This is a genomic window from Aurantivibrio plasticivorans, assembly GCF_055392955.1.
Map to the genome: position 1 here is coordinate 2,776,268 of NZ_AP036020.1, position 14,302 is coordinate 2,790,569.

14 protein-coding genes are annotated in these 14,302 nt (G+C 46.5%); 6 read left to right on the forward strand and 8 right to left on the reverse strand.

Features of this window, described 5'->3' with window-relative positions:
- Positions 1-41 precede the first annotated feature (41 nt).
- From rng to ACZ5NB_RS12490, 5 genes are all read right to left on the reverse strand, one after another.
- Positions 42-1,583, reverse strand: a complete 1,542-nt coding sequence (gene rng / locus ACZ5NB_RS12470; protein WP_460233950.1) for a ribonuclease G — start codon at positions 1,581-1,583, stop codon at positions 42-44.
- On the reverse strand, positions 1,580-2,176 hold the full coding sequence (locus ACZ5NB_RS12475; RefSeq protein ID WP_460233952.1) for a Maf family protein: 597 nt from the start codon (positions 2,174-2,176) through the stop codon (positions 1,580-1,582). The genes rng and ACZ5NB_RS12475 overlap by 4 nt, the downstream gene beginning before the upstream one ends.
- A 190-nt stretch (positions 2,177-2,366) precedes the next feature.
- Positions 2,367-2,864 (reverse strand): rod shape-determining protein MreD, encoded by a 498-nt coding sequence (mreD, locus tag ACZ5NB_RS12480; RefSeq protein WP_460233953.1) that lies wholly within the window; start codon positions 2,862-2,864, stop codon positions 2,367-2,369.
- A gap of 2 nt (positions 2,865-2,866) precedes the next feature.
- On the reverse strand, positions 2,867-3,751 hold the full coding sequence (mreC, locus tag ACZ5NB_RS12485) for a rod shape-determining protein MreC (protein WP_460234014.1): 885 nt from the start codon (positions 3,749-3,751) through the stop codon (positions 2,867-2,869).
- Positions 3,752-3,802: 51 nt separating this feature from the next.
- On the reverse strand, positions 3,803-4,843 hold the full coding sequence (locus tag ACZ5NB_RS12490; RefSeq protein ID WP_460233954.1) for a rod shape-determining protein: 1,041 nt from the start codon (positions 4,841-4,843) through the stop codon (positions 3,803-3,805).
- A 475-nt stretch (positions 4,844-5,318) separates the two neighbouring features.
- Between ACZ5NB_RS12490 and gatC the strand changes: the two genes are divergently transcribed.
- The 6 genes from gatC to ACZ5NB_RS12520 all read left to right on the forward strand — a co-directional run bounded on the left by gatC (position 5,319) and on the right by ACZ5NB_RS12520 (position 11,032).
- Positions 5,319-5,600 carry an Asp-tRNA(Asn)/Glu-tRNA(Gln) amidotransferase subunit GatC gene (gatC, locus tag ACZ5NB_RS12495; RefSeq protein WP_460233956.1) on the forward strand — a complete coding sequence of 94 codons (282 nt, stop codon included), beginning with the start codon at positions 5,319-5,321 and terminating at the stop codon, positions 5,598-5,600.
- Positions 5,601-5,626: 26 nt separating this feature from the next.
- Positions 5,627-7,078 carry an Asp-tRNA(Asn)/Glu-tRNA(Gln) amidotransferase subunit GatA gene (gatA, locus tag ACZ5NB_RS12500; protein WP_460233957.1) on the forward strand — a complete coding sequence of 484 codons (1,452 nt, stop codon included), beginning with the start codon at positions 5,627-5,629 and terminating at the stop codon, positions 7,076-7,078.
- An 11-nt stretch (positions 7,079-7,089) separates the two neighbouring features.
- Positions 7,090-8,538, forward strand: a complete 1,449-nt coding sequence (gene gatB, locus ACZ5NB_RS12505) for an Asp-tRNA(Asn)/Glu-tRNA(Gln) amidotransferase subunit GatB (protein WP_460233958.1) — start codon at positions 7,090-7,092, stop codon at positions 8,536-8,538.
- 38 nt (positions 8,539-8,576) lie between these two features.
- Complete coding sequence (locus ACZ5NB_RS12510; RefSeq protein ID WP_460233959.1) at positions 8,577-8,873, forward strand: PA4642 family protein; 297 nt, start codon at positions 8,577-8,579, stop codon at positions 8,871-8,873.
- Between the two features lie 63 nt (positions 8,874-8,936).
- Entirely contained in the window at positions 8,937-9,659 is a 723-nt protein-coding gene (cysZ, locus tag ACZ5NB_RS12515) for a sulfate transporter CysZ (protein WP_460233961.1), read from the forward strand.
- A gap of 728 nt (positions 9,660-10,387) precedes the next feature.
- Positions 10,388-11,032: an MOSC domain-containing protein gene (locus tag ACZ5NB_RS12520; RefSeq protein ID WP_460233963.1), complete on the forward strand. Its 645-nt coding sequence runs from the start codon at positions 10,388-10,390 to the stop codon at positions 11,030-11,032.
- 14 nt (positions 11,033-11,046) lie between these two features.
- Here the strand turns inward: ACZ5NB_RS12520 and ACZ5NB_RS12525 are convergent, their stop codons facing one another.
- The 3 genes from ACZ5NB_RS12525 to ACZ5NB_RS12535 all read right to left on the reverse strand — a co-directional run bounded on the left by ACZ5NB_RS12525 (position 11,047) and on the right by ACZ5NB_RS12535 (position 14,009).
- Positions 11,047-11,673 (reverse strand): chalcone isomerase family protein, encoded by a 627-nt coding sequence (locus ACZ5NB_RS12525; RefSeq protein WP_460233964.1) that lies wholly within the window; start codon positions 11,671-11,673, stop codon positions 11,047-11,049.
- A gap of 335 nt (positions 11,674-12,008) precedes the next feature.
- A complete protein-coding gene (gene tal / locus ACZ5NB_RS12530; RefSeq protein ID WP_460234015.1) occupies positions 12,009-12,959 on the reverse strand; it encodes a transaldolase in 951 nt (316 codons plus the stop codon).
- Positions 12,960-13,103: 144 nt separating this feature from the next.
- On the reverse strand, positions 13,104-14,009 hold the full coding sequence (locus ACZ5NB_RS12535; RefSeq protein ID WP_460233966.1) for an alpha/beta fold hydrolase: 906 nt from the start codon (positions 14,007-14,009) through the stop codon (positions 13,104-13,106).
- Between the last annotated feature and the right edge of the window lie 293 nt (positions 14,010-14,302).

Here is a 14,302-nt window from a genome sequence, read left to right on the forward strand (position 1 = left end):
CTCTGTGATTTATTTCTGTATAAACTGGTGGAATTTCTACACTATTTAACTAATACAATATCGTATTGATCTTGGTTATAAATTGTTTCAACCCTGAACTCTATTGTTCGTTCAATAAAAGACTCGAGGTCTGCCACATTGGTAGATTCTTCATCTAACAAACAATCAACAACCGCTTGCGATGCAAGAACCAAGAACCCTTGGTTATCGTAGACCTTTGCCTCGCGAATAATTTCGCGAAAAATTTCATAGCAGACAGTTTGTGCAGTCTTAATAACGCCACGCCCGTGACAGACTTCACAGGGCTCACACATTGCTTGAACCAATGATTCGCGGGTACGCTTTCGCGTCATTTCAACCAAACCAAGCTCTGAAACTCCAGTAATGGTGGTCCTTGCTCTGTCCAATTCCATTGTCTTTTCTAGCGAACGCAATACTTGACGTTGATGTTCGACTTCTTGCATATCAATAAAGTCGAGAATGATGATTCCTCCAAGATTCCGTAAACGGAGTTGTCGCGCAATGGTGGTAGCAGCCTCAAGATTCGTTTTAAAAATAGTTTCTTCCAAATTACGATGCCCAACAAACGCACCCGTATTGACATCGATAGTTGTCATCGCCTCGGTTTGCTCAATAATGAGATAGCCACCAGACTTCAACTGAACCTGAATTTGTAGCGCTCGTTCGATCTCATCTTCAACGCCATTTAAATCAAATAACGGTCGATCGCCGGTATAGTGCTCTAGCTTTGCAGCAATTTCCGGCGCAAAGGTTTCAGTGAACCCGGACATTTCTTTAAACAGTCGTTCGCTATCAATGCGTACTTTTTCTATTTTGGGTTTTACCAAGTCACGCAACGTACGTTTTACCAAAGGCAAGTCTTCATGCACAATTTTCGGAGCCTTCGCAGTACGAATAGTGCTGTTAATGCTGTCCCAAAGTTTTAGCAGGAAAGGAATATCCGCCGCTAACTCTTCTTCGCTACAACCCTCTGCGACAGTTCGCACAATAAACCCACCAGTATTGATCGCATCGTGCTTCACTAGAGCCGATTCAAGCGCGGATCGGAGGCGATCACGCTCCGCTGTATCATCGATTTTCGTCGATATCCCAATGTGGGACGCATTGGGCATATAGACTAGGTTACGCGCAGAAACAGAAATCTGCGTCGATAGACGTGCTCCCTTTGTACTAATAGGCTCTTTGATAACTTGCACCAAAAGAGGCTTGCCTTCAGCTGTTAGCTCGCGAATATCCTTAACCGGTGGAGCACCAGTGTTGGATCCATTTCTCGATGGGCTAGACTCACTTCCTTCACTGGTATCAATGATGGACTCATCTACTTTCAGGTCGACATCGGTACTGAAGTCACTCGCATGTATAAAACCGGCTCGCTCCAGCCCGATATCAACGAAGGCAGCTTGCATTCCGGGGAGCACCCGCACCACCTTGCCTAGATAAATGTTACTGACAAGGCCCTTATTGCGAGTTCGCTCCAGATACACCTCTTGCACTAGCCCATTTTCGACCAGTGCGACACGGGTTTCGGTTGGCGATACGTTAACGAGGATCTCATCACTCATAATTTATTTAATTCCGACTGCTGCCAAAACGGCACTGAGAATAACTCCAATAAAGGGACCAAGGCTTCAATAGGTAACCCCACAACACCACTGTAGCTACCCACAATTCTTTCTACGAACACCGCACCCAAACCTTGGATACCATAACTGCCCGCTTTATCCCTGGGTTCACCACTTTGCCAGTATTTTTCAATTAATGCGGTATCAAGCGCTCGGAATGTGACCTCCGTTGAGGAGACCACAACCTCTTGCTGCCCCCCTGCGATCATCGCAATTGCCGATAGCACCTTATGCGATCGACCAGAGAGGCGGCGAAGCATTGCGCAAGATTCATGGAAGTCGGCGGGTTTACCGAGAATATCGCTATCGACAACCACGCTAGTGTCTGCGGCCAACACGGGCCATGGCTTTTCCAAGTCAGCAGACGCAACCGCAGCTGCCTTCGCAACCGCAACACGTTGCACATATTCGACGGGAGGTTCGTTGAAAAGTGGGGATTCATCGATCGCCGCAGGCATCACCTCAAACTCAACGCCAATTTGCTGGAGAAGCTCTTGCCGGCGCGGTGACTGGGATGCGAGGTAGAGAGACAACTGAATTTCCTTTCCGGTGATGCTGATCTTGTCAGTAGACCATATATTCTATTATACGCAGATGAGGTCTCAAACTAACGATGAATCTATTCGTGTACTTCGCAGCAATATAGAGGCTCTAAAGAGAGCAAAGATACCAGTTACGGCTGGGGATAGTGACCAAAAGAGCATTGATAAAGACAACTGGTGATTAGTATTGACGGACATGCGTTCGAATCCGCACCCACTCCATCACAATCAAAATAACAGGCCACATCACCGCGCTGACTAAAGCCGGGGTTAAAAACATTAATGAATCTGAATTAGGCCCACTAAAGCTTTGCGCCCAGTTCCAGAAAACCTGATGAATGCCAGTCAGCACAAACACCCAAAGGCTCTGCTGCCACAGCGCATAGCTGCGAATACGTTGATAGGAAAGCACGCAAAAATACGCGACTGCGACGAGACACAGTGCATGCAGTCCAATGACGCTTAATTCAACAATATCCTGCGCCAGCCCAACAATAAATGCGGTCAGAATACCGACCTGATGCGGCAACGCCGTGACCCAATAGATTACAAGCAACGCTACAAACTCTGGTCGGAACCACTGCCATGAATCCGGTAGCGGGTAAACAGACAAGCACATCGCGACCACAAAGCTTAAGACAACAACGGTGTAATTGTGCGTCTGAGTCTCTATATTCACGCCTAGCCCTCGCCCTTTGGACTCTCTACTGACGCTGCCTCCACGCCTGAAGGAGTAGCACTGGCTGCCGAGTCGACAAATACCAATAACGCATGGCGAGAACGATCCAACTGTGCCAACGGCCTAGCAGTCACTCTGACAAATGGCTTTCCAGGGTCATGCACAATTGAGTCAACCACTGCCACCGGGTAGCCGCGGGGGAACCGCTGACCAAGCCCTGATGTTTCGAGCAAATCACCTTCTTCAATATCCACCGTACTGGATACATAGCGTAGCTCAAGGGTATATAGGTCACCTACGCCTTCGGCGATAGTGCGCACCCCATTGCGATTCACTTGTACTGACAAGGCATGAGAGCTATCGGTAATTAGCATGACGCGACTGCTAAACGGAAGCACCTCGATAACTTGTCCCATCAAACCGTCAGCATCCACCAGCGGCTGCCCCACATAGACACCGTGGTTCGAGCCCTTGTCGATAATGACTACGTGTGCCAGGGGATCGGGTGATACGCCAGTCAGCTCGGTTACCGCAACCCGCTCTTTAAGCGTTTCACTGGAATTCATTAATTGTTGCAGGTGAATATTCTCTGCATAGATGGATGCCATTTGCTGGAGGCGGCGCTTGTGAATCAGTAACTCTTCGCGCAACTTCGCATTTTCCTCTAACACCTTGGCTTTACTAGCAAAGCGCTCAGATGCCCAGTCACTAACGCGAGAAGGAATATTCGTTACCCAGTAAAAAGGCGTAGAGACCACCCCCAGTTTGCTGCGGATAGGATCCAGCACTGAGGTGTAATTGCCTAAGAGAATCAGTACCAGCGCCACCGCAGCAAGAATAAGCGTGCGAGTGGACGCGGACGAATTTTTGGAAAAGAGCGGCTTAATCGCAAACTCTCCTGTTCATATTCTGATCAGTTAAGTCAGCATAGCCGAACATCAGCTAGAAAGAAAATCAATGGCGTGCTTGTCCATCAAGTCCATTGCCTTACCACCACCTCGGGCAACACAGGTAAGTGGATCCTCAGCAACAATAACGGGCAAACCTGTTTCTTCGGTCAATAAGCGGTCAATGTCTCGCAACAACGCGCCACCACCGGTTAAGACAATACCCGACTCAGCAATATCTGACGCTAGTTCAGGTGGAGATTGCTCTAATGCGCTTTTCACTGCTTGAACTATACCGGTCAGCGGCTCTTGAAGCGCTTCGAGGATTTCATCGCTATTCAGGGTAAAGCTTCGCGGCACCCCTTCCGCTAGATTGCGGCCACGCACATCAATTTCGCGGACTTCGCTTCCTGCGTAGGCACAGCCAATTTCTTGCTTGATTCGCTCAGCCGTTGCATCACCAATAACACTGCCATAGTTACGGCGAACATAATTGACGATCGCCTCATCAAATCGGTCGCCACCAATGCGGACGGAATCTGAATAGACGACACCATTCAAAGAAATAATCGCGATCTCAGTTGTTCCACCACCGATATCAACGACCATTGAACCATTTGCTTCTTCAACTTTGAGACCTGCACCAATCGCGGCTGCCATGGGCTCTTCAATCAAACGTACTTCACGAGCACCAGCACCGAGCGCAGATTCACGAATAGCACGCTTTTCAACTTCGGTAGATAGACACGGAACACAAACCAAAACGCGAGGACTAGGTTGAAACCAGCTGTTTTCATGCACTTTTTTAATAAAGTGCTGTAACATTTTTTCAGTCACTTGGAAGTCTGCGATAACGCCATCTTTAAGAGGGCGGATGGCTGTAATGTTGCCAGGAGTACGGCCCAGCATACGTTTTGCCTCAACACCAACTGCCTCAACAATCTTTTGGCCATTGTGTTGACGGATTGCCACCACCGATGGTTCGTCAAGAACGATACCCCGGTCGCGTACAAAAATGAGGGTATTTGCGGTCCCCAGGTCGATCGATAAATCATTCGAGAACATGCCACGTAGGCGTTTGGGTAATAACATTGAGGGAGTCTACCTTCCGCTATAATTGTTATCAGTAATCTGATGCCTGAGCTAGTGCGTACCAGCCATTTAGTTGTTCTGGATTTTGAGTAATCTCGTTTTGCTCTTCCCTGATACCAGCCAATCAATCATTGGCTAAAACATCGGCAGTTTCCCAGCCACAAAACGGACTATCAGAAACCACTCACTGTTGCCATGTTGAAGACTTTTTTTGGCCTCTCACTAAGGCTCTAAGAGCCTGAAATTCCAAGCATTATGGTACCAGCGCCATAATTGTGCAAATTGGCGAACTCTACCAATGCTAGGGATTCAGGGCAAGGCACAAATGTGGTAAGTTTAGCGCCCTTAATCAAACGCTGACTGAGATCTCAATTACCCGCTTCACGGCGGTCATAAATAGAGCTAACAGGAAGGCAAATTACGAAAATGAGACCACTCCCTAGTCGTCTCACTTAGTCACTCCCGGAGTTATCACGTGGATCAATCCGAACTGGAAAAACTGGCACATTTAGCACGCATCGACGTTGCCGACGATGTGCTCGAAGATGCTGCTAGAAGTATTACCGATGTCCTGGCGCTGGTCGACCAGCTTCAATCCGCAAATACAGACGGTGTTGCCCCTATGGCACATCCCCAGGACGCACAACAACGTCTGCGAGCCGATGACGTCACCGAGCCAAACTGCCGTGATGCCTATCAAGCTATTGCCCCTCAAACAGAAGAAGGACTTTATTTAGTCCCTAAAGTGATCGACTAATTACACCGAATCAGGAACTCCCTTCGATGCATAACCTAACCATCGCGGAGCTGGCAAAAGGCTTACGTGACAAATCATTTTCCAGTGTTGAATTAGCACAACATTTTCTTGGGCGCATTCAACGCCTGGATAAAACCTATAACAGTTATATCACCATTACTGAGGACACCGCGTTAGCGCAAGCAAAAGCTGCCGATGAGCGCCTTGCCAACAATGATGATTCGCCATTGTGTGGAATACCAATCGCGCACAAAGATATTTTTTGCACCACAGGCATTCGAACCAGTTGCGGCTCAAAAATGCTAGACAACTTCTTAGCACCTTACGACGCCACTGTAGTTGAAAATTTAGCAACGACGGGTGCTGTCATGCTGGGTAAAACCAACATGGATGAATTCGCCATGGGCTCATCTAACGAGACTAGCTACTACGGTCCAGTGAAAAACCCTTGGTCGACAGATTGCGTGCCTGGCGGCTCATCGGGCGGTTCAGCTGCGGCTGTTGCGGCACGTATTGCGCCAGGCGCTACTGCAACAGATACCGGCGGCTCGATTCGACAACCAGCGTCACTTTGCGGTTTAACCGGGTTAAAACCTACCTACGGGCGCGTCTCTCGCTGGGGCATGATCGCTTTTGCCTCAAGCCTCGACCAGGCGGGAACGTTAACACGCACCGCTGAAGACTCCGCCATCATGCTGCAAGCAATGGCAAGTTTTGATAATAAAGACTCCACCTGCATTGATCATGCAATCCCCGATTACTGCGCTTCGCTCAACAACGACATCAGCGGTTTAAAAATCGGTGTACCGAAAGAATATTTTGGTGAAGGTTTAAACCCTGGGACAGAACAAGCTGTGCGGGCTGCTCTCGAAGAGTTGGAAAAACTTGGCGCATCGATTAAAGAAGTCAGCTTGCCTCATTCACATTTAGCAGTACCCACCTATTACGTCATTGCACCAGCGGAATGTTCTGCCAACTTGTCTCGCTTTGACGGCGCTCGATACGGTTACCGCTGCGAATCCCCCAAAGATTTGGAAGATATGTACAAACGTTCACGCGGTGAAGGGTTTGGTGATGAGGTCATTCGCCGTATTTTGGTGGGGACCTATGCCTTGTCCGCGGGATACTACGACGCCTATTACCGCAAAGCGCAACAAACACGTCGTCTTATCAAGCAAGACTTTATGGATGCATTTAAAGAAGTTGACGTCATAGTTGGCCCAACAGCGACATCCACCGCATTTGGTTTTGGCGCAAAGAAAGATCCCGTTGCCATGTACATGGAAGATATCTATACCATTGCTACCAACCTTGCAGGGTTACCCGGAATGTCTATTCCTTGCGGCCTCGTTGACCAAAAACCTGTTGGCCTGCAAATCATCGGACAAGATTGGGACGAAGCGCGCATGTTAAATATTGCGCATCAATTTCAACGTGCAACTGATTTCCATCAGCTTGCTCCCCAAGGTATTGAGTGAGGAATAAGCAGATGCAATGGGAAACAGTTATCGGGCTAGAGATTCACGTCCAGCTCGCCACAAAATCAAAATTATTTTCGGCCTCCAGCACAACATTTGGGGCTGAACCCAATACACAAGCCAGCGCCATCGATTTAGCGATGCCAGGGACCTTGCCATCGCCTAACGAAGAAGCGTTTCGTTTCGCCACGATGTTTGGCCTCGCGATTAATGCCGATATCAACAAGCACTCGGTATTTGAGCGTAAAAACTATTTCTACCCAGACCTTCCCAAAGGCTATCAAACGACCCAATTGGCGGAGCCAATTGTTGGCGCCGGCATAGTCACAGTACAACTCGAAGGTGGCTCAACCAAAGATGTGCGCATTCATCACGCTCACCTAGAAGAAGACGCAGGTAAGTCGCTACATGAAGATTTTCACGGTATGTCCGGTATCGACCTTAACCGAGCGGGCACACCACTGATCGAAGTCGTAACGGAACCCGACATGCGTAATGCAGAAGAAGCCGTTGCCTTTGCAAAAAAACTACACAGCTTGGTAACCTCTTTAGGTATTTGTGATGGTGAAATGTCGCAAGGCTCTATGCGCTTCGACGTGAATATCTCTGTTCGCCCCTATGGACAGGAAGAATTGGGCACCCGCACTGAAACTAAAAACCTCAACTCTTTCCGGTTTATGGAAGAAGCTATCGAGATGGAAGTCGAGCGCCAAATTGAAGTATTGGAAAGCGGTGGCAGCATCCGTCAAGAAACGCGACTTTATAATGGTGACACCAAGCAAGCTCGATCTATGCGCTCGAAAGAAGAGTCTAACGATTACCGCTACTTTCCCTGTCCGGACTTATTGCCCGTTGTATTAGATGACGCTTATATCGAACGTGTGCGCCAGCAATTACCGGAATTGCCGGAAACGAAAAAGCAGCGCTACATCGAAGAACTAGGACTGTCTGCCTACGATGCAGATATTCTCTCAGGGGATGCCGCTACCGCCCAATATTTTGAAGCAACTGCCAAATTATCTGGCCAAGCTAAACTGGCTGCGAACTGGATAATGGGAGATATAGCGGCGCGATTGAACCAGGAAGAGATATCTATCAGCCAATCACCCATCAGCGCAGAACAACTCGCTGGGTTGATAGCGCGGATTGACGACGGCACCATCTCCAGTAAGATTGCCAAGCAAGTGTTTGAAAGCATGTGGGCAGGTGAAGGCGATGCGGACAGCATCATTGAAAGTAAAGGCTTAAAACAAGTCTCAGACACTGGGGCACTGGAAAAGATGGTGGATGATGTCATTGCCAACAACCAGGCGCAAGTGGACAACTATCGCAGCGCAGATGAGAAAAAACGTCCCAAAATGCTGGGTTTCTTTGTCGGTCAAATAATGAAAGCCTCAAAAGGCCAGGCCAACCCACAAGCGGTGAATGAGATCTTGTTGAAAAAACTGAATGATCAATAGCGCATACAAACACCAAGATTAAACAAAAGAGATTCGTTATGAGTTTAAAGAAAGATAAACAAAAAGTGTTAGGCGAGCATTTTGACGATGAGCGCATCAGAAGCTTTTTAGCGTTCGAGCCACCAGAAGGCGTCAACCAAGACTTTCATTTATTGGAGAAAGCTTACAGAGGTATGATTCCAGAAAACTTCGCTACCTTTGTCGGCTTTTTTCTAGAAGCCGGTCGCGACATCAATGCGACTAACCCCCAGGGGCAAACTATCCTCACAATAGTTAATCAACATCGACTGGGCGAAGAATACCTAGAGGCCTTACAAAACGCAGGCGCCCATTAATCGCTGAATCCAACGTCGCTGAAAAAGAGGCTCACGCCTCTTTTTTATTATTGGGACTCAATCATGAATCAAAACAACCTAGCGTCTGGCATTAAATATTTTTTGGATGGGGTGAATTTGCTGAAGCACCCCAAGCTCCGTTCATTTTTAATCATACCGATTTTGATCAATACCATCGTCTTTTTCTTGATCACTGGGGCGTTCTTTCACTATTTTGATCAACTCCTTAATTACCTGTTAGGCTGGCTTCCCGACTTTCTAGAATTTCTTGCCTGGATTGCCATTACCGTACTGGGCGTGTTGATTGCCGTATTCTACGGCTATTGCTTTAGCGCCATCACCAATATTATCGCTGCGCCGTTTTATGGCATCCTAGCTGAGCGTACAGAGGAAATTGCCAGTGACGTTGAGATTCCTGACGAAACACTAAGCCAGTTAATCCCGCGCACCATAGGACGAGAACTAACCAAACTATGGTATTTCCTTTGGCGAAGTCTAATAGTATTTATTTTGAGTTTTGTACCTGTTATTGGCCCAGCCCTCGCCATTATTTGGGCCATATGGAGCATGGCTATTCAGTACAGCGACTATGCTGCCGACAACCATCAAACACCGTTCAGCGTGTTTCGATCTTTGCTTCGGCAACGCCTATGGAGCACATTAGGTTTCGGTGGAGTCGTTATACTCTGCTTAATGATACCGATAATCAATATTCTGGTGATGCCAGCCGCAGTGATTGGAGGCACACTATTTTGGGCAAATGAGCTTAGGGAGCTTAGATCGTAGAGAAGGGAAACCTAACCGGCTTTAAGGACATAGACTTCAGGTCTTGAGGGTTAGAGAGCTGAGATAAGAGAATTCGCAGTAAAAGCGATCCCGAACAACAATTAGAGTAATACGTTAATTCACTGCGGGTAGAACAGAACGTTGTTTGAGAAAGCAATGAGGTTTACTCGTAAGTGACGAACTCGCAAATGACTAACTCGTAAACCCCACTTACTCGTAAACCCCTCTGGAGTATTTGCATCGCATTACTCCAGAGGGGCTTATTGCCTCAGTACTTTTTCAAACTTCGTCAGAAAACATGACCATGGTAAGTTCGAACAATCGAACTACGAATATCCTCTTTTGATGCGTACACGCTGCTCCACAACAATAAGGTTGAACAAGTCATAACATCCTCTCCTTTTGAAAAAGGTCAATAAAAGGCGGAAAGCATTCCCGAACAACTGCAACACAAGTGCTCCAAAATTTTCCGGCAGTGCCTTCACTACTTATCTTGCGAACTCTGTGCCAAGCCTGAAAACTTTTCGTAACCCTCGGTTTTATAACAATTTATTGATGTCTTTTGCAGATTAAGTTGCAATACTAACGCGCAACGTTACGCATCAATTTCAGACACTCAGCCTCTAATTGGTGCATATCTATCGATTGCAGATATCAATCACAATCGTCTTTTTCGGAAACCGTTTGAGGTTTATCATCACCTTTGTCATCTCGAGTCGAGTAATACTATGCAATTAATTTCTGTCAATTTATCCGACGCTAAAACTCTTACGATAGGAAAGAAATCCCAACTCACTGGAATATTCAAAGAAGCATGCGACACTAGTATGCATGTCGGGCCACTCGGTGTGACGGGGGATACCATTATCAATACGAAATTTCACGGAGGGCTAGATCAAGCGATCTACTGTTACCATCTAGAGGACTATCAATGGTGGGAAGAAAAATTAGACCAGGCGCTACCGCCCGGTACCTTTGGGGAAAATTTCACGTTGCAGGGTTTAGCCAATATTGATTTTCGGGTGGGTGATCGCTTGAAAATCAAAAACGTCGTTCTAGAGCTGACATCGCCGCGCGTACCCTGCGCAACTTTTGCCGCACGTATGGGTGATACAACATTCCTAAAAGAATTTGTCGCTGCCAATCGATCTGGTGCGTATGCTAGAGTTATTCAGGCAGGGAATGTATCAAGAGGCAATGCGGTGGACTTTATTCCAAACCGCGAAAACTATCCGACACTCAAAGATGTTTTTCATCATCGCCACAGTAAACAACCAGACCCTGATGTACTGCGACAAGCTATAGCATCCCCTATTTCAGAGAAGCTACGACCAAATTTGGAAGAAAGGTTAGACAGTTTGAAGCCCAGATAACAGAGCAATATCAATTAGTTTTGAGCCACACTTAAATCGCCACTGGCAGCTTTTAACTGTAGTTGTTGCGTGACTGCCTTAAGTTCACGATCAACCTGTCCACCGGCAAACAGTTCTCGCTTAAATGACGAAGACAAAGGCACATCCCCTGCAACCGCGTTAAGTAACACGCCCATCAAATCTAAAGATGCATAAGTTGCTAGCAGACGCTTATTGTAAAAAATCGACATGTTAGTTTCGCCATCAAAGTGAAGAACAACTGAATCACCCGCTTTGAAGCTGTTGGTAAATGTGCTGGCAAAAGCGTCAAGATTGGCTTTTTCTTGGATAATTAACGCGTCAGAATTGTTGATTACTGCGCCTCTAACCCACAATTGTGAGAACTTATTTGTGGGCATCTCCCGCAGAAACTTGATTTCCAACTGCACCTCGCCGCCCTGTTCATGTAATTGGGTAATCGATTGGACCGGGACCGAGGTGTAGAGCTCTGTCACAAAGTACTTCCGACGTAACTCTTCGTAGATCGAGACACCATTTAAATGACTGTGGGTTAGCGATGTTTGCGAACTTTCGCTGACAGCAAAAGAAAAAGGCGAATGGATCAATGCTAAAAAGCAACCTGCGATAACGTGTTTTCTCATGGCGATACATCCACCCCATAACTCAACATATTGAAAAAACTTCCCGAAATGCGTTAAGCCCTGAGCTTAATTTTCGAGACCGCGTATAAATTCAAGAAGATAAGTCTACGGTACACCCCAAAATTGGTACCGAATCAGAAATAGTGGTTGCAGGTAAAATCACCTCACAAATCTGTTGAGGTATAATAGAGCAGGTGTATGACAAATAAAATACTACACAATCCGTCGGTCGAAAGAATTACCCGTTTAGTATTTAAAGTGTTATCCAGATCTACATTTTGGCGGGAACAACGGTTGGAAAAATTGGTGCTCACATTAATGTAAGCACCTGTTTTTTACGCGTTGCTTTCAATTAGTTGGCACAACTTTAAATAATCTTGATGAAAACGCCGAATTCCATCACTTAATTTTTCAGTCGCCATAGCATCTTCATTTAACATCCATCGAAATGTCGTTTCATTTAACTCAATGCGCTCCAAATTTAATGACTTAGTTTTCTCAACTGATAATTGTTCAGGCAACGGATCGGAGGACTCAGATAGTTCGTTCAACAGTGCGGGCGAAATTGTCAAACGATCACACCCCGCCAACGCACAGATTTCATCCACATTACGAAAACTTGCACCCATCACCACCGTCGAATAATTAAACTTTTTGAAGTATTGATAAATTTGCTTCACAGATAACACACCCGGGTCATTCTCAGCGGTATAAATCTCATCAGTATTGGCCTTGTACCAATCAAGAATGCGGCCAACAAACGGGGAAATTAAAAACACCCCGGCCTCTGCACAAGCAACCGCTTGAGCGAAACTGAAAAGCAATGTGACATTACAATTAATACCTTCCTCTTCTAGCGCTTTGGCCGCTTGGATACCTTCCCAGGTAGCGGCAATTTTTATCAAAATACGATCGCGCCCGATACCTGCCTCGTCATATAAAGCGATCAATTTTTTCGCCTTCTCGATAGTGGCTTGAGAGTCAAAGGAGAGAGACGCATCGACTTCCGTCGATACTCGACCAGGAACGACCTTGCTGAGTTCGATACCAAAGTTAACCGACAACTTGTCCACCGCTTGGCTAACCCAATCCTCTCCCGGTTGGGCCTTACCATACGCAATAGCATCGGAGACAAATGACTGATATTGAGGCATTTGCGCTGCAGCGTAGATCAACGATGGGTTGGTCGTCGCATCTTCTGGTTTAAAGCGCCGAATAGATTCGATATCACCGGTATCGGCAACGACGGTTGTGTATTGCTTGAGTTGATCGAGCTGGTTCATTATTCCCTCTTATCAATATGCGTAGTCGAGTTGAATCCTGCCCGATATTCCCCTACTTAACAACCCGGCTGCCACACCGGGTTGTTCTCTCGAACATTCAATCCACTGAATACTAAGGTCAGAAAGCCCCAATCGAGAGGCTTATATTTACCGGCGCTTGCCAGAAAACATCTTTATATGTGCCGCAACTTCAGCAGGTTTTTGTAGAATGACATCGTGTATGGCACCATCTATAACCATTCGACGGCGATTAGCCTTGGCACCGACTACAACATCCAAGGTCGTGTCCCGCCATGCGATATATCTACTGGTCATATCATCTATTGGCTGGGGCGGATTACAAGAAATGAACAACGTAGGACATCTCACCCTTGAATAGACGTCGTCACACGCCTGCTCGAACATGTACTTCATTGCACGCAATTGGTTTTCGTAACTCATTACTGGCTCGATGGAACCATTTTGGTTGCGGCGAAAGCTTCCCATGATGATGTCAAAGAGCTGATGAAAATCTTCGGCTTGCTGTTCCTGGTGCCTGGTCTCTAAAAAGGTCTCCATCACGCTTTCTTGAAACGTTTTCATTTTCATACCCTGCCAGCGAGGAGGTTCAAATACCACATTGGCTTGATCCCAAGTCATCACCTTGTTTAGCCCAAGCACACCACCATCAATAGCAATCGCTCCTTTTACCGCATCAGGAAAATTGACCGCATATTGCAACGCAATGTCTGCGCCCCAAGAATGACCGACACAAAGCACAGTTGAAAACCCCAATAGCTTTTGAGCCAAATGAATATCATTGGTAATTGCTCCAAAGGAAAAGTCCTCATCCGCTGGCAAAGAACTTTGTCCATGACCGCGCATATCAATGGCAAACACCTGATAATCCTGAGTCAGCATTGGCGCTACCCAATCCCACACTGTTGCATTTGAGGTAAGCCCCAAACCATGAATGAGAAAAATAACAGGCGCATCTTCAGGCCCACCATAATTCAACACACGTAATTCCACGTTGGGTAAATTCATCGAAATACTGATTTTGTCAGTTTCCATTCGCAGCCTCTTTCAATGTTAGAAATATGTAAAGTTGCTTGATCTACTTTTTATTTGTGATTAAAGTACTGGTTAACCACTTCCGAAGTGTCGTGAGAACTATCTAATTCCCGCCAACACATTTCTCCAGCACTGCCAAATAATTCACTAAAAATCGCAAAAAAAGCCTCCTATTTTCTCATAGTGAAAATACGATTGTCACGACCATCTACTTATTTTTTACGTTTTATATTGAGCGCTAACACTTAAACGAGCACTTGAATACTACGGAAGATAAAGAGAAGAGTCACCAG

Bases quoted from the DNA above. Each gene is read 5' to 3' on its own strand.
- rng (WP_460233950.1), bottom strand. From the start codon at position 1,583: ATGAGTGATGAGATCCTCGTTAACGTATCGCCAACCGAAACCCGTGTC.
- ACZ5NB_RS12490 (WP_460233954.1), bottom strand. From the start codon at position 4,843: ATGTTATTACCCAAACGCCTACGTGGCATGTTCTCGAATGATTTATCG.
- gatA (WP_460233957.1), top strand. From the start codon at position 5,627: ATGCATAACCTAACCATCGCGGAGCTGGCAAAAGGCTTACGTGACAAA.
- gatB (WP_460233958.1), top strand. From the start codon at position 7,090: ATGCAATGGGAAACAGTTATCGGGCTAGAGATTCACGTCCAGCTCGCC.
- ACZ5NB_RS12510 (WP_460233959.1), top strand. From the start codon at position 8,577: ATGAGTTTAAAGAAAGATAAACAAAAAGTGTTAGGCGAGCATTTTGAC.
- cysZ (WP_460233961.1), top strand. From the start codon at position 8,937: ATGAATCAAAACAACCTAGCGTCTGGCATTAAATATTTTTTGGATGGG.
- ACZ5NB_RS12520 (WP_460233963.1), top strand. From the start codon at position 10,388: ATGCAATTAATTTCTGTCAATTTATCCGACGCTAAAACTCTTACGATA.
- ACZ5NB_RS12525 (WP_460233964.1), bottom strand. From the start codon at position 11,673: ATGAGAAAACACGTTATCGCAGGTTGCTTTTTAGCATTGATCCATTCG.
- ACZ5NB_RS12535 (WP_460233966.1), bottom strand. From the start codon at position 14,009: ATGGAAACTGACAAAATCAGTATTTCGATGAATTTACCCAACGTGGAA.